The sequence below is a fragment of the Streptomyces sp. NPDC057424 genome, assembly GCF_042803315.1.
Lineage (GTDB): Bacteria > Actinomycetota > Actinomycetes > Streptomycetales > Streptomycetaceae > Streptomyces.
The window spans coordinates 73,530-93,755 of the sequence record NZ_JBHVCP010000020.1; the positions used below are offsets into that span (position 1 = coordinate 73,530).

Here is a 20,226-nt window from a genome sequence, read left to right on the forward strand (position 1 = left end):
AAGTATCGGCAATGCTGCCGGACTTGAGGAGTCGCCCGATGCCCCGGACGCACCGCCGCGGCGGTGGAGCGAATCGGGGGTGCCGCGTGGCAGGTGCTGAGGACGTCGCCGACGCCCTGCGCCTCGCGCGGGCGGGCGTCTTCGCGGCCGTGTGCGTGGTGACGACGGCGCTGGGCCACGCCCTGATGTCCGGCGACATCCTGCCCTGGTGGGCGGTGGGAGCCGCGTTCGCCGGTACGGCCACGGGCGCGTGGTGGCTGGCCGGCCGGGAACGTGGCCCCACGACGGTCGTCGGGGCCACTGCGGTCGTGCAGGGACTGCTGCACCTGCTGTTCAGCCTTGCCCACCGACTGATCCGCCCGCCGGCCGCCGGTGCGCCCGAGGCGGGCGGCGTGTCCGGCATGCGCCACGGGGCGGAGTTCTCCCCCTCCGGCTTGGTCGTGCACCATCACGGGCAGCGTTCCCCCGGGATCGACGAGAGCGCCGGCTCCTCCCTCCTGTCCGCTGTGACGCATGAGAACTCGGCCGGAATGGTGCTGGTACACCTGCTGGCCGCCGTGATGTGCGGACTGTGGCTGTGGCGCGGTGAGGCGGCGGTCCACCGGATCGGCCGGGCGCTGGCAGCCGCCCTGTTCGCACCGCTGCGCAGGGTCTGCGGCGTGATCACATGCGCGTCATCCGAGATCGCGGCTCACCGGTGGCGGACGGTCGCCGGGGCCAGGGAGCGCTCGCGGCCGACGCCCGTGCTGCTGAGGCATGCCCTCGTGCGCAGAGGTCCGCCGGGGGCCCGGTCCGCAGTCACTCGCCCGTCTTCCGATCCGCTGCTCACCGTTCGGCCCTGATTCCGGCCCGTTCGTGGTGGTGGCCGTGGCCGGCGGACAGGCGGATGGCCGGCGTGCCCTGGATGCCCGTCGGCCTGTTGTCTCTTCCGGGCTGTGCCCGCGGCCCGTGATGCGGTGCGCGCCGTGCGCTTCGTGTCGCCGTCCGGGGCCGGCCTCCGTGAACGATCGGGAGTTCTTTCCATGTATCCCCACACCTCCAGCCGTCCGCCCCTGCGTGACTCCGTGTCAGCGGTACGGCCTGTGATGTCCGGACGGGGCGGGTCCGCGGCCGTGCGGCCCCGGTTCCGCGCCCGTCTCACCGTCTGTGTCACGGTGGCGGCGACGGCTGCCCTGCTGTCCGGCTGCGGCTCCTCCGAGAGCACGTCGAAGACGCCCACCGACGCGGCGGCGTCCGCGTCACCCTCCAGGAGCATGGGCGGCATGGCGATGGGCGACCCCTCGGCCACCCCCGCCGACAAGATCTCCGACGCCGAGGTGGTGAAGGGCGATTTCCAGCTTCTGGACACCCGCCCGCCGGGCCTGGACGACGTCGAGGGAACGGCCTGGCTGGCCCAGAGCCCGAAGGGCACAACGGTGACGGTCTCCCTGACCGGCCTGAAGCCGGATGACGTCTATATGGCGCACCTGCACGCCCAGCCCTGCTCCGACGGCAACGGCGGGGAACACTTCCGGTTCGACAAGGGCGGTGCGACCACCCCGCCCAACGAGGTGCACTTGATGTTCACCGCCGACACGTCCGGTACGGGCATGACGACGGTGAACAACTCCCGCAAGACCGGCGAGGAAGCGGTCGCCGTCGTCGTCCACCCCCGCGACGCGCAGGACAACCGGATAGCATGCGCGGACTTCGACTTCTGAGGGCGCCGGCCGCTCTGTTCGGGTGCCTGTGCGTGGTGCTCCTCCTCGGTGGCACACCCGCGCACGCCCACACCGCGCTCAAGGAAGCGGCACCGGGCCCCGGCGCCAAGGTTGCCCCCGGTGCCGACGTCGTGGCGCTGACCTTCGGTCGGCTGGAGCCCGATACTGCACCGAGGATCACCTTGACCGGCCCCGACGGCGCCGCCGTGCCCGTGGGGAGGGCCGTCGTCGTCGACGACTCCGTCACCTGCGCCGCGGTCGCCCCGCTGCGCACGGGCGTCAGCACCCTCACCTACACCGTCACCTCCGCCGACGGCGACACCCTGAGCAGCGCCTTCCAGTTCGAGGTCGCCGTGGGCGCCGAGGCCGTCGCGACCCCGTCCGCCTGCGAGGGGCTGAGTCTGCCGGCACCGAAGGCGGGTGCGGCCACGGCGGAGGACGGCAGGATCCTGGGCCTCGGACGCACCACGGCGCTGGCCGTCCTGACGGCGGCAGTCGTCGTGATCGTGGGCGCGGGCGTCCTTGCCGTGCGCACGCTGCGCGGAGCGCGGACGGCGGGGAGGAGGAAGAACACCGTGTGACACGGGAGCGAGAGCGCTCGGACAGGTCCCGAGCGCGGCACAACCCACCTCGAACGGCCTGAAGCGATCCGACAGGATGCGGCGCGGCAGGCGGGCCCGGCCCGGCGAGCAGCCGGACCGGACCCGCGCGTGCTCCTGCTGGGCGGATCGCGACGCTCGGTGACCCCCGTACGGTGCCCCCGTACGCCGGAAATCACGGCGACCGCCGGGTTCGCCTGACACCGCGTCAGGCGGCCCGGAGCCTCAGGGAGGAGGGCATCGGCCGCTACATGCCGCGAGCGGTATGCACGAGGCGCCGAGCCTGCGTGCTTCGTCCGGCCGGCCCGCGCCGGCGAGGCCAGAGCGGCCCGGCATGTGCTTCTGGGCGGCTCCACCACCCCTTCCGCCGATCATGTCCCGAAGGGCCGTCCGCGCGCCCTCGCCAGGCGGCCGTGCGGACACCCGTGAGCGCGGGGTGGACGTGCCGTGGCTGCCCGGCCTCGAGCACCGAGCACCCGCACCCACGTCGTGCTCACGGCCGGGCCGGCGCCGGGTGTTCCCCCGAGCCCCGGACGATGAGTCGCGTGGGGACGGTCATGGTGCGGGCGCGGGAGCGGTCGCCGTCGAGGCGTGCCAGTGCGGTGGTGGCGGCTGCCCGGCCGATCTCCTCGGGGTCCTGCGCGACGACCGTGAGGGCCGGTTCGAGAGCCTCGCCCAGTTCCACGTCGTCGAAGGCGACGACGGCCACGTCCTTCCTTTTGCTGCGGGCGAGTTCGGTGACTATCCCCAGGGCGACGATGTTGTTGCCGGCGAACAGGGCGGTGGGGGGATCGTCGAGGCCGAGCAGCTGGGAGGTGACGGTGGAGGCCCCGTGCTGGTCGTGGGCGTTGGCGATCAGGGATCGGTCGTGGGGGATGCCGGCTTCCCGGAGTGCCGCGCGGTAGCCGGCGAGACGCTCACGGCGGGTGTAGAGCTTCGTGGGCAGGTCGCCGACGAAGCCGATGCGCCGGTGGCCATGGGCGACGAGGTGGGCGACCCCGTCGTGCGCGCCCGTGCGGTTGGAGCTGACGACGCTGTCCGTGGACAGGCCGGCTCCCGGGCGGTCGAGGAAGACGACGGGCAGGCCCCTGGTGCGGTGGGCCTTGAGGTGGGTGTGATCGGCGCCGACGGACGGCACGACCAGCAGGGCGCTGACACGGCGCGCGAGGAACTTGTCGGTCAGGTCGCGCTCGCGGCCGGGGTCGTCGGCGGAGGAGCCCATGAGGAGGGTGAGTCCGCGTTCGCGGACGGTGTCCTCGATGCTTCGGGCCACGGCGCCGAAGAACGGGTTGCCGAGGTCGGGAATGACCAGCCCGATGGTGGTGTCGGGTCCGCCGACCCGGATGTTGCGCGCCATGAGGTTCGGCTGGAAACCGAGCCTGGCCACGGCGGCGAGGACCTGTTCCCTCGTCTCGGCGGAGGCGGGGCCGTCCTCGTTGAGGACGCGGGAGACTGTCTTGGCGCTGACACCGACTTCGCGTGCGACGTCGGCCAGGGTCGGGCGGCGGTTCGCTGCCATGGGCGGAACTGTCTCCTGTGCTCGTCGGTTCCGGCCGCGGCCTCGGCCGGAACCTGTGAGTGCGGTGGGTCAGGTGGCCTGGACTCCGGCGGCCTTCGCGGCAGCGGAATCCGCCACGACAGTATCTCCGGCCGCGTCGACGCTGAGCGCGCCGGTCATGATGGCCACGACCTCCGCCATGGAGTAGTCGGAGGGCTTGATCAGGGCGGCGCGGCGGCCGAGGCGGTGGACGTGGATCCGGTCGGCGATCTCGAAGACGTGCGGCATGTTGTGGCTGATCAGGACGACAGGCATGCCTCTGTCCCGAACGCGGCGGATCAGGTCCAGGACCTGACCGGACTCCTTGACGCCGAGCGCGGCGGTGGGTTCGTCCATGACCACGACACTGCGGGCCCAGGCGACGGAACGGGCCACGGCCACGGCCTGGCGCTGTCCGCCGGAGAGGGTCTCGACCGCCTGCGTCAGGGAACGCAGCCCGATCTTCAGGTCGGCCATGTGCTCGGCCGCCTCCTGGCGCATGCGCTTCTTGTCCAGCATGCGGAAGACGCTGCCCAGCACGCCGGGGCGACGCAGCTCGCGGCCCAGGAACATGTTCGACGCGATGTCCATGGAGGCGGCGACGGCGAGGTCCTGGTACACCGTCTCGATGCCGTGGGCGCGGGCGCTCTGCGGGCCGGAGAAGGTGATGGGCTTGCCGTTCAGGCGGATCTCGCCGGCGTCGGGGGTCACCGCGCCGGTGAGGGCCTTGATCAGGCTGGTCTTGCCGGCGCCGTTGTCGCCGATGACGGCGAGGACCTCGCCGGGCAGCAGGTCGAAGTCGGCGCCGTCGATGGCGGTGACATGGCCGTAGCGCTTGACCAGACCGCGGGCCTGAAGGACGGGCGTGGGGGAGGAGGTGGCGCTCATCGGGCCTTCTTCCGGGAGATCTGGTCGACGGTCACCGCGAGGATCACCAGGACGCCGGTGATCAGGGTCTGGTAGATGGAGGCGACGCCCATCAGCTGAAGGCCGTTGCGGAAGACACCCACGATGAGAACGCCGATGAAGGTGCCCAGGACCGAGCCGCGTCCGCCGAAGAGGCTGGTGCCGCCGAGGACCACGGCGGTGATGCTGTCGAGGTTGTCGGTCTGCCCCGCCTGCGGATCGCCCACGCCGGTACGGGAGATGAGGAGCAGGGCGGCGATGCCGTAGAGAACGCCGGCCGCGGTGTAGACGCCGATGGTCAGCCGGGACGTGCGGATGCCGTTGAGGCGAGCGGCTTCCTGGCTGTTGCCCAGGGCGTAGACGTGCCGGCCCCAGCCCGTGCCGCTCAGCGCGTAGGCGAGGGTGAGGAACAGGCCGATGGTGACCAGGGAGCCGTAGGTGATGTCCGTGTTGCCGAGGGGGAAGGTCTGCCCCAGGGCCGTCAGCGGGCCGGGCAGGTTGGTGACCGTCTGCTCCTCGGAGTAGATGTGGGTCAGCGCGAACGCCACGTTCAGCATGCCGAGGGTGACGATGAACGGCGGCAGCGGGATCTTCTGCACCAGCAGTCCGTTGAGCAGCCCGAAACCGCCGCAGACGACCAGGCCCAGGGCGATGGCGGCCAGCGGCGGCAGCGAGCCCTCGGCCGCCATCCTGGCGATCACGATGCTGCCGAACGCCATCACGGCCCCGCACGACAGGTCGATACCCGCGGTGAGGATGATCAGCGTCTGACCGATCGCCAGCGTTCCGACGACCATGACCTGCTGGACGATCAGCGAGAAGTTCCCGCCCGTGAGGAACTGGTCGGTCGAGACGGAGAAGAACACGCAGGCCAGGAGGAGCGCGACCAGTGGACCCGTGGTCGGTTGGGTGAGCAGCCTGCGGACCGTGGTGGGCGCTTTGAGCTCGGCGTAGGGCGAGGAAGTGGACGGTGGCGTGGACGTGGCAGTCATGCGAGGTCCTTGACGGAGGATGAGGAGGCGGCCGGCTCCGGCCGGGGAGGCGGGAGCCGGCCGGCCGACTGAGGGGTGAGGCGGTACGGGCGGTCCTCGGGGCGGCTCAGCCCCAGCAGTTCTCCAGGCCGTAGGCGGTGTCCTTGGACGTGATGCCCGTCTGCGCCTTGTCGGAGATCAGGGTGACGCCGGTGTCGGTGTACCCGGATGCCTTCTTGCCGTCCTTGGCGTAGTTCACGACGGCCTTGACGCCCTCGGCGGCCATCTTCAGCGGGTACTGCTGGGACGTGGCGGCGATCTTGCCGTCCTTCACCGCCTGCGTCCCGGTGCAGCCGCCGTCCACGGAGACGATCAGGACGTCCTTCTCGCGGCCCTTCGCCTTCAGAGCGGTGTACGCGCCCAGGGCGGCCGGTTCGTTGATGGTGTACACGACGTTGATGCCGGGCTCCTTCTGGAGGCAGTTCTCCATCGCGGTCTGGCCCTTGGCCTGGTCGCCGCCGGTGTCCTGGGCGCATGCGACGTCCTTGTCGGTGGCGCCGAAGCCCTTGAGGAAACCGTTGTGCCGCTGGACGCCGACGGAGACGCCGGGCGCGAGGTCGAGGGCGGCTATCTTCGCCTTCTTGCCCTTCATGGCGGCCTTGGCGTACTCGCCGATCAGCTCGCCGGCCTTGAGGTTGTCGGTGGCGAAGAGGGCGTCCACCGCGCTCTGGGGCTCGGTCGGGGTGTCCAGGGCGATGACCAGGACGCCCTTGGCCTTGGCCTTCTCGATCGCGGGCACGATCGCCTTGGAGTCGCTGGGGGTGATCAGGATGCCCTTCACGCCCGAGGCGACCATGTTCTCGATGGCGGTGACCTGACCGGCGTTGTCGCCGTCGAACTTGCCGGCCGCGGTCATGAGCTGCACGCCCTCGTCCTTCGCGGCCTTCTCGGCGCCCTCCTTCATCTTCACGAAGAACGGGTTGGTGTCGGTCTTGGTGATCAGACCGACCTTGACGTCGCCCGAACCGGCGCCGGACGAAGCCGAACCGGTACCGGAGCCGGATCCGCAGGCCGTCAGGGCGAGGGCCGCGACGCCGGTGCACGCGGCGGCTCTGAGGAGGGAAAGGGGCAGACGAGTGGTGCGAGACATGAACGACTCCTGCGGGATAACGAGCGGCGCGGCCGGCATCGGAGGATGCCGTCCCGAGGTGTCATCGTTGACCTATGTCATCGTTGACACTGCATGGCGAGGATGATGGACTCCGGCTCCCGGCAACGTCAATGCCTTGCCCGCGTCACAAATCGGCAACGTCCCCGGCCACCGTCCCCCGCAGCTGGTCAACGGCTGCGTCACGACATGACCGGTCCGCCCGCACGGTCGCAGAGGAGCAGCCCATGAGCCCGCATCAGATCACGGTCCTGGGAGAGTGCGTCGCGGACGCGTTCACCGAGCCCGCAGGTGCCTCGAACGAACTCGCCCTGCGGGTGCTGCCCGGGGGCGGACCTGCGAACACGGCCGTGTCACTGGCCCGGCTCGGCACCCCGGCCCGCTTCCTCGCGCGCCTGTCCGGCGACGTGTTCGGCCGCCTGTTCCGGGCACATCTGGAGGCGTCCGGAGTGGATCTGTCGTACGCGGTCCGAGCGGCCGAGCCCAGCACGCTGGCCGTGGCGGACCTGGACGCCCAGGGCCAGGCCGCGTTCTCCTTCCACGCGCAGAACACGGCCGACTGGCAGTGGACAGCCCCCGAACTCGCCGGCGTGGACCTGTCCGAGGCCGCCTGCGTGCACACGGGATCGCTCGCCCTGGTCCGGGAGCCGGGAGCGGCGGTGGTGGAGGAGTTCCTGGCGGCGGCGGCTCCACGGGCCACCGTCAGTATCGATCCCAACGTCCGTCCGCTGCTGGTGCGCCCCGAGGTCTACCGCGAGAGACTGCGGCACTGGTGCCGGCTCACCGACATCCTGCGCCTCAGTGCGGAAGACCTCGAACTCCTCCTGCCCGGCACGCCCCCCGAGCAGGCGTGCGACACCTGGCACGCCGCGGGGGCGCGGCTCGTCGTGATCACCCGCGGCGGAGACGGCGCCCTGGCCTCGCTCGACGGCGAACGGGTGGAGGTGCCGGCGGTCACGACGAAGGTGGTCGACACGGTCGGGGCGGGTGACTCCTTCACTGCCGGCCTGCTGCACCACCTCGGCACCCAGGGGCTTCTCGGCGGCCGGCTGACGGACCTGCGGCTCGGTGACGTCGAGGAAGCCTGCCGGTTCGCCGCCCGGGTCGCCGCCCTGACCTGCTCGGTGGTGGGCCCCAACCCGCCGTGGCAGCACGAGCTGACGCGGCTCACGACGGCCGGCCGCGCATGACGGGCCGACGCGTCGCGCCGGGGCGGTCACCCCCGGACCGTTGACCTCGTGAAGCCGGACCGGGCCGACGTCCGGCACCTCGGCTCCCGCCGGGACTGATCCCTTTTGCCATCCCCGACCACGGAGATCGATCCATCGTGAAGAAGACCCTGTTCGCCGAGTTCACCGCCCGTGAGGGAGCGGAGGAGGAAGTCGCCCGGCTGCTGCGGGACTACGCCCGAAAGGTGCGGGAGGAAGAAGGCAACCTCACCTTCGACGTCTACACCAGGACCAGCCACCCACGCGCCTTCTGGATCTTCGAGGTGTACCGGGACGAGGACGCCTTCCAGGCACACCTGAACGCCCCGTACGGCGGTCCGTTCAACACCGCGCTCGCCCCACTGATCGAGGAGGACGCCTCCGTGCTCACCTTCCTCGATCAGATGGCCTGACACATCCGCCGGGCCCGCGTCGCCGGGCCCGGACCGGTGTCCGGCCGGCATCCGCCGGTGAGGCACGGATGCGGTGAGGCACGGATCTCGTCGTCGGCGGACACGACTGGGCGGCCGACCCTTGCTCCTGCCTCAGGAGACCTGGCTCGTCCAGCGAGCTTCATCGACGGCGCCGTCGGGGACGGGGCCGGGGTGGCCCGCCGCATCCGCACCGCGGTGCGGGGACGGGTGACGCATGCGTTTCGCCGCCCCGAACACGAGCGGGATCCCGTGGGCACGGGCCGTCAGGCAGGACCGCCGGCGCGCTTGTCGCGGACCCGCTGGGCGACGTCGCGCAGTTTGATGTTGTGGTGCTGGGAGATATTGCGCAGCACGTTGAAGGCGTCCTCGTCGCTCAGCCCGTGGCGTTCCCTGAGGATGCCCATGGCCTCGCCGATGGCGTGCCGGGTCTCCAGCGCGTGTTCGAGCTGGTCGATGGTACGGGCGTCGGCGAGGGCGACGGCGGCGTGCGAGGCCAGCAGCCAGCCGGCGGTCGCGATGTCCTCGGTGAAGGTTCCCGGGCGGCGGGCGTACAGGTTCAGCGCGCCGAAGTCCTCGTCGTGGGTGTAGAGCAGGACCCCGGTCATGCTGCCGATGCCCAGTTCGCGCGCGGCCTCGGCGTAACGGGGCCAGTCCGGCTGAGGCCGGGTCATGTCCGCGATCCGGAACACGCGCTCCTCGTCCGCGCGACGGGCGAGATCGAAGCACGGCCCCTCGCCCAGCGCGCCCTGCCGGCGGTCGGACTCCTCGACCATGTCCCCGTACGAGGACAGCGTGACGGCGCGGCCCTTGCGCACCGAGAGGATCCCTGCCGCGTCACAGCCGTCCACCAGCTTCACGGCCGACGCCGCGATCTCGTCCAGCGTCTGCTGCACCGAGTCCTGCTTCAGCAGGGTCCGCGCGAGCAGGGCCATCTCCTCGGCGAACTCTTGCCAGTCCATGCTCACCGTCCATGTCGATCACCAGTCCGGCCACCCTACGCACAGCCTGGCCCCTGAACGCCGAAGGCGCCAGGACCGAGGACCGTGGCGCGGGCGCCGGAACCCTCGTCCCAGCCCGGGACGGCGTGATGTCCCAAGCACATGTGTTCCGGCGATCCCGTCCCATAACCTCGTGCGTGAGACGGCAGAGGCCGGATGTATCCACTGTGAGGAGGCGAGGGTGTTCGGCAGGGGCATGGGGGCGCGGGTGTTCGCGGGCGCCATGGTGGCGGTCTGCATGGTGCTCGTCGGCCCCAGCGCACCGAGCGGAGCCCTCTTCGGAGGGGCACAGCCCGCAGAGGCCGCCCGGGACGTCGTACCGAACCGGGTCATGACGTGGAACATCTGCAACCCCTGCGACGTGAGCGACGTCGACCGGGCCGCGGAGATCGCCGCGCACGCGCCCACGCTCATCGGCCTGCAGGAGGCGTGCGTGCGTGACGTCGAGAGGATCCGGGACTATCTGAAGAACCTCCACGGGCTGGTCTACCACGTCGAGTACGGTTCGGTGCTGCGGAATTGGGGCCGCTGCGGGGGTACGCCGTGGAGTCCGGGGGCCTTCGGCCAGGCGATCCTCTCGGCCGCACCGATGACGGACCCCGTCAACGTGGAGTACCCCGACGGCGGCTCCGAGGACCGCGGGTACATGGCCGTCACCACGACCGTGGGAGGCCGGTCCGTCCGGGTCTTCAACACGCATCTCGCCCAGCGGCGTCAGGAGGCGGTCCGGGCCGACCAGACGCGCGTACTCGCCGCGGAGGCCGCCCGGCACGACCGCGCGATCCTGCTCGGCGACTTCAACGCCGATCCGGACGCCCCCGAGCTCACCGGGATCTGGGCACTGGCCACGGACGCGGACCCGCAGTGCCATCCGTCGCCGACCGGGACCTGTCAGCCGACCACCGACTGGCAGAGCAAGTTCGACTACGTGTTCCTGCGCGGCTTCGTCCCCCTCCGCCACCGGGTGCTTCCGACTCCGTACTCGGACCACCATCCGCTGCACACCGACGTGGACCCGGCCTGAGCGTGCGTCCTGGCCGGTGATGCCGCCGAACGATCCCCGGCTCGCCCGGGCCCGCCCCACCCGGGCCTTTCGGACCGGGCACGAGCACCGCGCGCTCAGCACGCCGCCCGTCCGGTCGTGGTGTTCCGTGAAGCCGACGAGCGGGGAACCATCCGTCGACGTGCCGTCGCCTCCCCGTGATCGAGGAGCGGGCGCCGGAGCCGCTGCCAGGTCTCTGACCCCGGGGCGGGTGCGGGCTCCCCGGGAGCGCAGGTCAGCGGCGCCCACCCTGTGATCACCAGCTGCGCGCAGGACGCGGCGTCGTTCGACGACGTGGAATTCTCCCGTGTATGGGCATACGGGGAAGGCAAGCAGGCAGGGCTGCCGGTGACAGGGACGCCGGCCCGATCAGCAGGGAGGCCGCGATGACGGGGCCGGAGCACACGGAGACCGTTCGCGGGCCGTCCGTGCCGACAGCATCCGTCGTGCTGGCCGGGACTGTGGAAGCCATCGGTGCCGGTGCCTACGTCGTGGACGAGCAGGGCTGCATCATCGCCGCGAACGCCCGCGCCGAGCGCCTGCTGGGCCGGTCCGCCGAGGACCTGATCGGGCATGACGCGCACGACCTGCTGCACCGGGGCCCGCAGGGGCAGCCCCTGCCGAGAACCCAGTGCGCCATGCGGCAGGCCTTCCACGCCGGACGCACCGCCCAGGCCGACGAGGACTACTTCGCCTGCGCCGACGGCACCCTGTTGCGCATCTCCTGGCTGATCACGCCCTACGACGTCGGCGGCCGGCACGCCGGTACGCTCGTCGTCTTCCACACCCCCGACCACCCGCAGGTCGGCGACCCGCAACCCGAATCGGCCGTCCAGCCGCTGTCGGAGCTGCACCGGCTGGCGCTGCTGGCCGAGACCACCGCGCAGCTCACCTCCACCCTCGACGTCGACGAGGCGCTGCGCAGGCTGGTGACCCTGGTCCTGCCCCGCCTCGCGGACTGGGCGGTCGTCGACCTGATCACCGAGCGCGACGAGGTGTGGCGTACCGTCGTGGTCCACGCCGACGGTGGCACCCTCACGCACCGCGAGGACCTGCAGGGGCCGATGCCGCCGGTCCCGGAGGAGTCCCCGATGCCTCTGTCCAGGGCCCTGCGCGGTGTCGCCTCCAACCTGGCCGGCCCGCAGACCTACCAGGGGCCGCCGGATTCCGGCATCGCGGTCGAGCAGCGCCGCCTGTTCGACGCCACGGGGATGCGGTCCGCGGCCATCGCGCCCATCCGCACCACCCGCGCGGTCCTGGGAGCGCTGACCCTGGGCCGCGACGAGAACCAGCCGGCCTTCACGCCCGCGGACCTCCCTCTCATCGAGGACATCGCACGCCGTGCCGGCCTCGCCCTGGACAACGCCCGCCTCTACCAGCGTCAGCGCAAGGTCGCCGAGACCATGCAGAACCATCTGCTGCCGCAGATGCCGGGCGTCTCGGGCCTGCAGATGGCCGTCCGCTACCTGCCCGCTCCCGACGCCTCACAGGTCGGCGGCGACTGGTACGACGCGTTCCCCCTGTCCGACGCGTCCACCGCCCTGGCCATCGGAGACGTCGTCGGACACGACCTGGAAGCGGCGGCCGGCATGGCGCAGGTCCGCAACATGCTCCGCGCCTACGCCTGGTCCCAGCACGAACCGCCCAGCCGGATCGTCGAACGGCTCGACGAGGCCATCCAGCACATCACCGACGTCACCATGGCCACGACGATCTTCGCCCGGATCGAACCGGCCGACGACGGCCACTGGCAGCTGTCCTGGACCAACGCCGGCCACCCCCCGCCGCTGCTGATCAGCCGGGACGGCCTGGCCGACTACCTCACCGACGGCCATGGCATCCTCCTGGGCACCCAGACCGGCACCCGGCGCCCGGACGCCACCGCGCAACTGCCGCCCGGTTCCACTCTGGTGCTGTACACCGACGGCCTCATCGAAGCGCCCCGCCGCACCCTCGACGAGGGACTGGACCGACTGCGTCAGCACGCCGCCGCCCTCGCCCACCGTCCCCTCGCCTCGTTCACCGACCAGCTCCTGCGGCGTGTCCGGCCCGCCGGCAACGACGACGACGTGGCCCTCCTGGCCCTGCGCGTCCCCGAGGGCTGACCTGGAACAGGCGCATCGGCGGCCTTCCCGTCGGGCTGTTCGTGGCGGGTACGACGACGCCACATGCCGCGCGGAAGCCGTCGGCGAAGGCCGCCCTGCGGTCCTGCCCGGAACACCCGCCCGCGCCCTGTCCTACGCGCTGCCGCCCCTGCTGCGCACCGGCCGCACCGACCGGGCCCGCGAACAGCAGGCCTGGCCGGCCACCGCGCCTGGCGCCGCAACCCCACGATGTCCGGCCAGGCCGCCGGAACCTGGAGTTCTGCCCGCTGACCGGCAACGAGGCCTCGGCGGGTCCGGCGAGTCCGGCCGGGCCCGCGAGGCCGCCGGACGGGCACTCGCCGCCCACGCCGGGGCCCCGCGCCACGAACACCTCAGCAGCTCCCTGCGCGAACTCCGGTACCGGGAACCGGACCTGCTGCCCGGCGGCATCGAGACCGTCATCGGCGCCGGCAGCACCCTGCGGGAGACCGTGGACCTCATCATGCGCGACACCGGCCTGGCAGGTCTCCCCGAGTTCGACCTCCAGTCCGGGCTCCACCCGTCGCGCGGCCCCGGGGACTCACCCGTCCGTACGCGCCGGGCAGGGCGTGAACGGCGCGTCACGGCCAGGATGGACGGTGCCGGGCGCCCGCATGCCTGACGCGACGCGCGGCTGTCGCTGCCCGTACGCGCGAGGGAGAGGTATGACCGAGACCGACGAGGCCGGGACCTTCTCTGCCGGGGCCGAGTGGCCCTCGGCGGACCGTGACCCGAGTACCGGCATGGTCGACCTCCGGCGCGTCGGGGCGAACCCGGACTTCTGGTATCCGGTCGCGCTGTCGAAGAACGTGCGGAGCAAGCGGGCGTTCGCGACGACGTTCGCCGGTGAGCGCATCGCGCTCTACCGCGGGGAGAGCGGCACCGTCTACGCCCTGGAGGACCGGTGCGCCCACCGTCAGGTGCCGCTGAGCATGGGCGTCGTGGAGGGCGAGGCACTCCGCTGCTGCTACCACGCGTGGGCCTACCGCGGCGACGGCCGCATCTCGCAGATCCCGTACCTCGCCAAAGGCGATGGCCGGCCGCCGCGCGGCGTGCGCGGGTACCCCGTCCGCGAGGCGTACGGCTTGGTGTTCGCGTTCCCCGGCGACCCGGACAGGGCCGCGGCCACCCCGCTGCCCGACCTGCCGGCCTTCGGCTCACCGCGCTACAGGACGATGACCTACTCCCGGACCGTGCACTGCCACTACTCGTTCATGCACGAGAACCTGCTCGACATGAACCACCAGTTCCTCCACCGCGGCGTGGTGGGCCGACTCCGTCCCGAACTGCTCGACGCCCGGACCGATGAGCGGTCGGTGGAGGCCAGGTACCTCTTCAGCCACACGGGGGGCAAGCGGAACCGCGGGGCCAGCCTGCTCGCCGCCGAGGGCATCGGCGGTCGCGACTCCCGTGACGTCATGACGATCCGCACCGAGTACCCGTACCAGACCCTCGACCTGGTCCCGGAGAACGCAGATCGGCCCGCCTTCCGCCTCTGGGCCGCCTACGTGCCCGAGGACGCCGAGCAGCGCCGGTGCCGCACCTTCGGCCTGCTCATGATCGAGAAGCCGCGGATTCCCGGCGCCCTGCAGATGGCCTGGCCGCTCATCAGGCGCTTCACCGAGCGGGTGTTCGCCGAGGACCGGATGGCCGTCGAAGCCGAACAGCGGGCCTGGGACGAGCAGGGCGAGGACCGCAACCGCGAGGTCTTCTCCCTGATCCTGGACGTGCGCGAGGTGCTGCGCACCAACGGCATCCCCATCCGCCCCCGGGCCGGCGCGTGCGGCGCCGCCTCGGTGTGCAACGGCGATGATCGCGGGCCGGCACCGGTGACGGGCACCGGCGGTTCCGCGTCCTGAGGGTGCGGAGGCGACCTGCCCGTACACCAGCGCGAAGGCCCGCCCGCACTGGCGCGGGCGGGCCTCTCGCGCCGGTCAGAACCTGGGCTGCGGGGTCTGCGCCTGGACGAGTTCCTCCGCCTCCGCCGCCGTCTCCACGGACGGCGGGGAGCCGGCCAGCGGCTTGTTGGCGGTCTCGCGCATGCACAGCACGGCGATGACGCCGATGACCGCGGCGCCCGTGGCGTAGTACGCCGGCATGAGGGTCGAGTCGAAGGCACTGATCAGAGCGGTGATCACCAGCGGTGTCGTACCGCCGAAGACCGACGTGGCCAGGTTGTAGGCCACCGAGAGCGATCCGTAGCGCACCTGCGTGGGGAAGATCGCCGGGAGCGCCGCTGACATCGTGCCGAGCATCGCCACCAGCGAGAGCCCCATCAGCAGCAGGCCCAGGGCGATGAGGACGACGCTGCCCTGCCGGATGAGCAGGAACGACGGCAGGGAGAGGAACAGGAAGCCGAGCATCCCCGTCATCAGCAGCGGCTTGCGCCCGAAGCGGTCCGAGAGCCGCCCGACCTGGTTGATGACGCACATCTGCAGCACCATCACCAGGAGCAGGATCAGCAGCCCGTGGTTGGTCCCGTAGCCCAGCTCGTCGGACAGGTACGTCGGCATGTACGACAGCAGCATGTAGTCGGTGATGTTGTACGCCGCGACCAGTGCGAGGCACAGCAGCAGCGGCCGCCAGTACCGGGTGAAGATCTTGCCGAGGTCGGTGGCGGCCGAGGTCTCCACGGCGTCGGCGGCCTCGCTCGCCCTGGCCCGGCCGCCCTCCAGCTTCTGGAAGGCGGGCGTCTCGTCGAGCTTGAGCCGCAGATAGAGACCGATGAGGCCGAGCGGGGCCGCGACCAGGAACGGGACGCGCCAGCCCCAGGACAGCATCTGGTCGTCGCTGAGCAGGGTCTGGAGGACGACGACGAGGCCGGAGGCCGCGACGTAGCCGGCGAGCGTGCCCAGCTCCAGGAAGCTGCCGAAGAAGCCGCGCCGCTTGTCGGGCGCGTACTCCGCGATGAACGTCGAGGCACCCCCGTACTCCCCGCCGGTCGAGAAGCCCTGCACCAGCCGGAAGAAGATCAGCAGGGCCGGCGCCCACAGGCCGATGGCTGCGTGCGAGGGGACCAGGCCGATGGCGAAGGTTCCCACCGCCATCATGATCATGGTGAGGGAGAGGATGCGCTTGCGCCCGACCTTGTCCCCGAGCGGGCCGAAGACCATGCCGCCGAGAGGACGCACCAGGAAGGCCACCGCGAACGTGGCGAAGGAGCCGAGCAGCTGGGCGGTGTCGTTGCCGGAGGGGAAGAAGACCCTGCCGATGGTCGACGCCAGATAGCTGTAGATGCCGAAGTCGTACCACTCCATCGCGTTGCCGAGGGCGGCGGCCTTGGTGGCGCGCTTGACCGCCGCATCGTCGGTCACCGTGATGTCGCTGCGGCGCAGCTTCGGGTGACGTCGTTTCTCGATCGCCCGGAACAGCACCCGGTGTCGTCTCACAGCCGCGGGATCCACCGACTCGTCGTTGTCGGTCGCCGCCATCACGTGGTTCCTTTCGCCGGTCGCATTCCCAAGCACAACGCCTGTGCAGATCTCGCGTGCTCAAACGAACCCCTGCGCACGGCGTCCGGTCGATCACGGACGGTGCCACGCGGGCGCTCAGGGTGAGACGCGGGCCGCTGCGCCGTCCCGGGGGGATCTCCGGAACGGGCGTGTGCCCGTGCCCCGGAGGGGGAACCTGGTTCGCCGGGTGCGTGCCTGGTGAGAGGAGCCCAAGTGACAGCGTCGGCGGCGGGCGGCCGGAACCCGGGCGGGCAGCAGGACGGGTACGAGCCGGACCCGAACCGGTGGCGGGCCCTGTGGGTCACGCTGGTGGCCGGCTTCATGAGCCTGCTGGACGTGTCGATCGTGGCGGTCGCCCTGCCCACCATCCAGCAGCAGCTGCACGCCTCCGCGGCCGAGGTGCAGTGGGTGGTGTCCGGTTACGCCCTCTCGTTCGGCCTCGCCCTCGTCACCGCCGGCCGCCTCGGCGACGCCCTGGACCGCCGTCGCATCTTCCTGCTCGCCCTCAGCGGCTTCGTGCTCTTCAGCGCGGCCTGCGGAGCGGCCCCGAACATCACCCTGCTGGTGGTGGCCCGGCTCGCCCAGGGCCTGGCGGCAGGCTTCATGGCCCCGCAGAACTCCGCGCTCATCCAGCAGATGTTCCGCGGCGGCGAACGCGGCCGTGCCTTCGGCTTGTTCGGCGCGACCGTCGGCATCTCCTCCGCCGTGGGCCCCCTCACCGGCGGCCTGATCCTCGCCCTGGCCGACGGCGCCCAGGGCTGGCGGTGGATCTTCTACGTCAACGTCCCCATCGGCATCCTCGCGGTCCTCCTCGGACGCCGCCTGCTGCCCCGGACCCGGCGCTCCGGCCGGGAACACGTCGACCTGCCCGGCGTCCTGCTCCTCGGGCTCGGTGTCCTCGCGCTCATGTACCCGCTGGTCCAGGCGGAGACCGGCGGCCTCACCCGGTTGTGGTGGATGTTCCCGGCCGGTGCCGTCCTCCTCTTCGTCTTCACCCGCTGGCAGCGCCGCCTGCTGGACCGCGGCACCCAGCCGCTGCTCGACCCGCGCCTGTTCACCATCGTGCGCGGCTACGCCGTCGGCGCGGGCGTCGGCACCCTCTACTTCATCGGCTTCAGCGGCGTCTGGCTGGTCTTCGCCCTCTTCTACCAGAACGGCCTGGGATTCTCACCGCTCAAGTCCGGCCTCGCCGTGACTCCCTTCGCCCTCGGATCGGCCCTCGCAGCCGCGATCTCCGGGCGGCTGGTGGACCGGCTCGGCCGTCTGCTCACCGTGGGCGGGCTCACGGGCGTGATCCTCGGGCTGGGCGGCACCGCGCTGCTGCTGCGCTTCGCGCCCCTCGACATCGCGCCCTGGATCGCCGCCCCGGTCCTCTTCCTCGGCGGCGTCGGCGGCGGGTGCGTGATCTCCCCCAACATCACCATGACGCTGCGAGAGGTGCCCGTGCAGATGGCGGGAGCGGCGGGCGGCGCCCTGCAGACCGGGCAGCGGCTCGGAGCCGCGGTGGGCACCGCAGCCCTGCCCGGTCTCTACTACCTGGTGCTGGGCAGCAGGAACGACGACTACCGCGGTGCGCTGTTCCTGGCGATGGCCGCCGGGCTCGTCGGCATGGCCGCGTCCCTGGCCCTCGCGGCGTACGACTGGCGACGCGACCGGCGGACGCGCCGGCCGCACCGCCCGTGCCCGGACGACGTCGCCCACAGTCCCGTGCACGCCCGGCAGACCTGAGCGTCACCCGTTCACGAGGCTGGCCTTGTCCCCCTCCAGTCCGCCCGCGCCGTGAGCCCAGGGCGAAGGCCCTCATGGACGTCAGCAGCAGCGCGGGCGGACCCAGACCACCGGCACGGGCCAGGGCGGTCAGTCGCCCGCCGCCTGCGTCCGGAGCGTCAGGTCGCCGTCGGGCCCAGAGCCACGCCGTGCCACCGCACCGTCTTCGCCGTCGTCACGTGACGCGGCCACGGTGCGGACGACCTGGTGCTCGCCATCGCCGACCGGATCATCGGTGACGCCCTGGCCGCCCACCGCGTGACCAGCAGCGCGAGACCGACCGCCGGTCGTGGCGGGACATCTGCCAGGCCCTCGGCCCGGCGACGCACAGGTCCCTGACCGCGGTACGCCCGGAGCCGCCCGCGATGGCGGACAGCTCCTTCGAACAGGCGGTGGACCTCCTGCTGGAGGCCCTGACAGCCCGGGCGCGCGCCCTCACGCGGCGGCCGCCGAAGCGGTGACGACCGCCCCGAAGGTGAGCGAGCCGGCGTTACCGCACCTCGGCCCGCCCGGCGGTGTCGTCCAGGAAGCCGCCCGACTGGTGCTGCCACAGCTTCGCGTAGGCACCCTCCACCGCGAGCAACTCCTGGTGGGTGCCCTGCTCGACGATCCGGCCGCGGTCGAGGACGACGAGCTGGTCCATGCCGGCGACCGTGCTCAGCCGGTGCGCCACCACCAGCGCGGTCCGCCCGTCCATGAGCCGCCACAGCGCCTCCTGCACCAGCAGCTCGCTCTCGGAGTCGAGGGCGCTCGTCGCCTCGTCGAGCAGCAGGATCGGCGCGTCCCGCAGGATCGCCCGGGCGAGAGCGACCCGCTGGCGCTGACCGCCGGACAGCTTGACGCCCCGCTCGCCCACCATGGTGTCGAAGCCGTCCGGCAACGCGTCGGCGAACTCGGTGACATGGGCCGCCTCGGCCGCCCGGCGGATCTCGGCGTCGGTGGCGTCCGGCCGGGCGAAGGCGATGTTGTCCCGCAGGGTGCGGTGGAACATCGCCGGGTCCTGCGGCACGTACGCGATCCGGCCGCGCAGGTCCGCCTGGCGGACCCGGCTGATGTCCTGGCCACCGACCAGGATGCGACCGCCGTCGATGTCGGTCATCCGCAGCAGCAGCCGGGTGAGGGAGGTCTTGCCGCCGCCGGACCGGCCCACGAGGCCGATCTTCGCCCCGCTCGGCACGGCCAGGTCGAGCCCCTCGAAGAGGGGCCGGCCGCCCCGGTGGGCGAAGGTCACCTTCTCGAAGCGGACGTCGGCGGGGCCAGGCCGCAGTGGTTCCGGTGCCGGCGGGTCGAGCACGGTCGGCGGCGTCAGGAGCAGTTCGGTGAACTGCGCGGCCTCCGTCATCGAGCTCTCCAGCCGGCGGTATATCTGGTTGAACTCGAACATGATCCGGGTCGCGTTGTTGTAGTAGGCGAAGGCGACCACGATCGCCTCCACACCGTGCGCTCCGCCGCCCAGCGTCACCGCGAGCAGCAGGCCCATCGCGTTGGTGAGCACGGACATCGGCGCGACCAGCGTGTCGATGCGCAGGTTGCCGTAGTCCCACGACCGCATGGTGAGCCGGCGTGACATCGCCACCCGGGACCGGTGTTCGGCGGCCTCGCGCTCCTCCGCGGCGAACGCCCGCACCGTGTCCATGTTCATCAGGCTGTCGGCGACATGGCCCGACACCCGGGCGATCGCCTCCTCACGCTGGTCGACCAGCGCCTGGCGGCGCCGGATGAGCGGCACGACCAGCACCGCCGTCAGCGCGATCATCACCACCAGACCGACGACGAGCAGCGGTTCGTAACGCCACAGCACCACCGCGCCGAACGCCAGTGGCACGAAGCTCCCCACGATCTGGAACGTCAGCGTGTCGACGAACTGCTCGAAACGGGAGGCGAAGCTGAGGACCCGCTTGGTCAGCGAACCGGCGAAGTTGTCATGGAAGAACGTGGCGTCCTTGGCGAACAGTTCGTCCATGCCGATCACGTACAGGTGCTCGATGCCCAGGGCGTCGAGTCGGTTGAGGCAGTGCAGGGCGACGCGCCACAGTGCCTCCGCGACCAGCAGGACGCCGGCGAAGGCGAGCACGTACGGCAGCATCGAGCCGACCGTGACGTCCTTGTCCTCCGCGATGTCGCCGACGAGCTTGGCGACGATCAGCGGCGCGACGTAGTTGATGCCGATGTTGCCCAGCGCCGAGAGCAGCATCGCGGGTGCCGTCCACCGGCGGAGCCGGGACAACTCCCGTCCGTAGTAGCGAAGTGCGAGAAGCACCGAGCGCCTGCCCGGTAATGCCCTGTGCGTTTCCGGCGTTTCCATCCCACCCCTGTGTCGT

The 20,226-nt window shown here is 71.7% G+C and carries 17 protein-coding genes; 10 read left to right on the plus strand and 7 right to left on the minus strand.

The features are described 5' to 3' along the window. Positions 1-86: 86 nt before the first annotated feature. The 3 genes from ACFU3E_RS18370 to ACFU3E_RS18380 all read left to right on the plus strand — a co-directional run bounded on the left by ACFU3E_RS18370 (position 87) and on the right by ACFU3E_RS18380 (position 2,281). Positions 87-842 (plus strand): hypothetical protein, encoded by a 756-nt coding sequence (locus ACFU3E_RS18370; protein WP_384158735.1) that lies wholly within the window; start codon positions 87-89, stop codon positions 840-842. A gap of 312 nt (positions 843-1,154) precedes the next feature. Further along, positions 1,155-1,700: a superoxide dismutase family protein gene (locus ACFU3E_RS18375; protein ID WP_384158738.1), complete on the plus strand. Its 546-nt coding sequence runs from the start codon at positions 1,155-1,157 to the stop codon at positions 1,698-1,700. Positions 1,701-1,732: 32 nt separating this feature from the next. Next, positions 1,733-2,281, plus strand: coding sequence for a copper resistance protein CopC (locus tag ACFU3E_RS18380; protein ID WP_384158741.1), 549 nt, complete (start codon positions 1,733-1,735; stop codon positions 2,279-2,281). 511 nt (positions 2,282-2,792) lie between these two features. Here the strand turns inward: ACFU3E_RS18380 and ACFU3E_RS18385 are convergent. From ACFU3E_RS18385 to ACFU3E_RS18400, 4 genes are all read right to left on the minus strand, one after another. Beyond that, positions 2,793-3,818 carry a LacI family DNA-binding transcriptional regulator gene (locus tag ACFU3E_RS18385; RefSeq protein ID WP_384158744.1) on the minus strand — a complete coding sequence of 342 codons (1,026 nt, stop codon included), beginning with the start codon at positions 3,816-3,818 and terminating at the stop codon, positions 2,793-2,795. Between the two features lie 69 nt (positions 3,819-3,887). Then, positions 3,888-4,724 carry an ATP-binding cassette domain-containing protein gene (locus tag ACFU3E_RS18390; protein ID WP_384158747.1) on the minus strand — a complete coding sequence of 279 codons (837 nt, stop codon included), beginning with the start codon at positions 4,722-4,724 and terminating at the stop codon, positions 3,888-3,890. Then, the gene (locus ACFU3E_RS18395) at positions 4,721-5,734 is read right to left on the minus strand and encodes an ABC transporter permease (protein ID WP_384158750.1); all 1,014 of its coding nucleotides are present in this window, start codon (positions 5,732-5,734) and stop codon (positions 4,721-4,723) included. Before ACFU3E_RS18395 ends, ACFU3E_RS18390 begins: the two co-directional genes overlap by 4 nt. Before the next feature lie 106 nt (positions 5,735-5,840). Further along, complete coding sequence (locus ACFU3E_RS18400; protein WP_384158753.1) at positions 5,841-6,863, minus strand: sugar ABC transporter substrate-binding protein; 1,023 nt, start codon at positions 6,861-6,863, stop codon at positions 5,841-5,843. 245 nt (positions 6,864-7,108) lie between these two features. On the opposite strand from ACFU3E_RS18400, the gene ACFU3E_RS18405 reads away from it, so the two are divergent. Both ACFU3E_RS18405 and ACFU3E_RS18410 read left to right on the plus strand, forming a co-directional pair. Then, positions 7,109-8,071 (plus strand): carbohydrate kinase, encoded by a 963-nt coding sequence (locus ACFU3E_RS18405; protein WP_384158756.1) that lies wholly within the window; start codon positions 7,109-7,111, stop codon positions 8,069-8,071. A gap of 137 nt (positions 8,072-8,208) precedes the next feature. After that, entirely contained in the window at positions 8,209-8,502 is a 294-nt protein-coding gene (locus ACFU3E_RS18410; protein ID WP_384158758.1) for a putative quinol monooxygenase, read from the plus strand. Between the two features lie 284 nt (positions 8,503-8,786). On the opposite strand, the gene ACFU3E_RS18415 is transcribed toward ACFU3E_RS18410, so the two are convergent. Next, on the minus strand, positions 8,787-9,482 hold the full coding sequence (locus ACFU3E_RS18415; protein WP_384158761.1) for a GAF and ANTAR domain-containing protein: 696 nt from the start codon (positions 9,480-9,482) through the stop codon (positions 8,787-8,789). Between the two features lie 235 nt (positions 9,483-9,717). Here ACFU3E_RS18415 and ACFU3E_RS18420 point away from each other — a divergent pair, with 235 nt between their 5' ends. From ACFU3E_RS18420 to ACFU3E_RS18435, 4 genes are all read left to right on the plus strand, one after another. Next, positions 9,718-10,545 (plus strand): endonuclease/exonuclease/phosphatase family protein, encoded by an 828-nt coding sequence (locus ACFU3E_RS18420; protein WP_384158843.1) that lies wholly within the window; start codon positions 9,718-9,720, stop codon positions 10,543-10,545. Positions 10,546-10,949: 404 nt separating this feature from the next. Further along, positions 10,950-12,668, plus strand: a complete 1,719-nt coding sequence (locus tag ACFU3E_RS18425; protein ID WP_384158764.1) for a SpoIIE family protein phosphatase — start codon at positions 10,950-10,952, stop codon at positions 12,666-12,668. Beyond that, positions 12,604-13,308: a hypothetical protein gene (locus ACFU3E_RS18430; RefSeq protein WP_384158767.1), complete on the plus strand. Its 705-nt coding sequence runs from the start codon at positions 12,604-12,606 to the stop codon at positions 13,306-13,308. The genes ACFU3E_RS18425 and ACFU3E_RS18430 overlap by 65 nt, the downstream gene beginning before the upstream one ends. Before the next feature lie 43 nt (positions 13,309-13,351). After that, on the plus strand, positions 13,352-14,545 hold the full coding sequence (locus ACFU3E_RS18435; protein WP_384158770.1) for a Rieske 2Fe-2S domain-containing protein: 1,194 nt from the start codon (positions 13,352-13,354) through the stop codon (positions 14,543-14,545). A 75-nt stretch (positions 14,546-14,620) separates the two neighbouring features. On the opposite strand, the gene proP is transcribed toward ACFU3E_RS18435, so the two are convergent. Then, positions 14,621-16,117, minus strand: coding sequence for a glycine betaine/L-proline transporter ProP (proP, locus tag ACFU3E_RS18440; protein ID WP_384158773.1), 1,497 nt, complete (start codon positions 16,115-16,117; stop codon positions 14,621-14,623). Between the two features lie 234 nt (positions 16,118-16,351). Between proP and ACFU3E_RS18445 the strand changes: the two genes are divergently transcribed. Beyond that, positions 16,352-17,866, plus strand: coding sequence for an MFS transporter (locus ACFU3E_RS18445; RefSeq protein ID WP_384158776.1), 1,515 nt, complete (start codon positions 16,352-16,354; stop codon positions 17,864-17,866). Positions 17,867-18,395: 529 nt separating this feature from the next. Here ACFU3E_RS18445 and ACFU3E_RS18450 read toward each other — a convergent pair. Continuing rightward, complete coding sequence (locus tag ACFU3E_RS18450) at positions 18,396-20,210, minus strand: ABC transporter ATP-binding protein (protein ID WP_384158779.1); 1,815 nt, start codon at positions 20,208-20,210, stop codon at positions 18,396-18,398. Between the last annotated feature and the right edge of the window lie 16 nt (positions 20,211-20,226).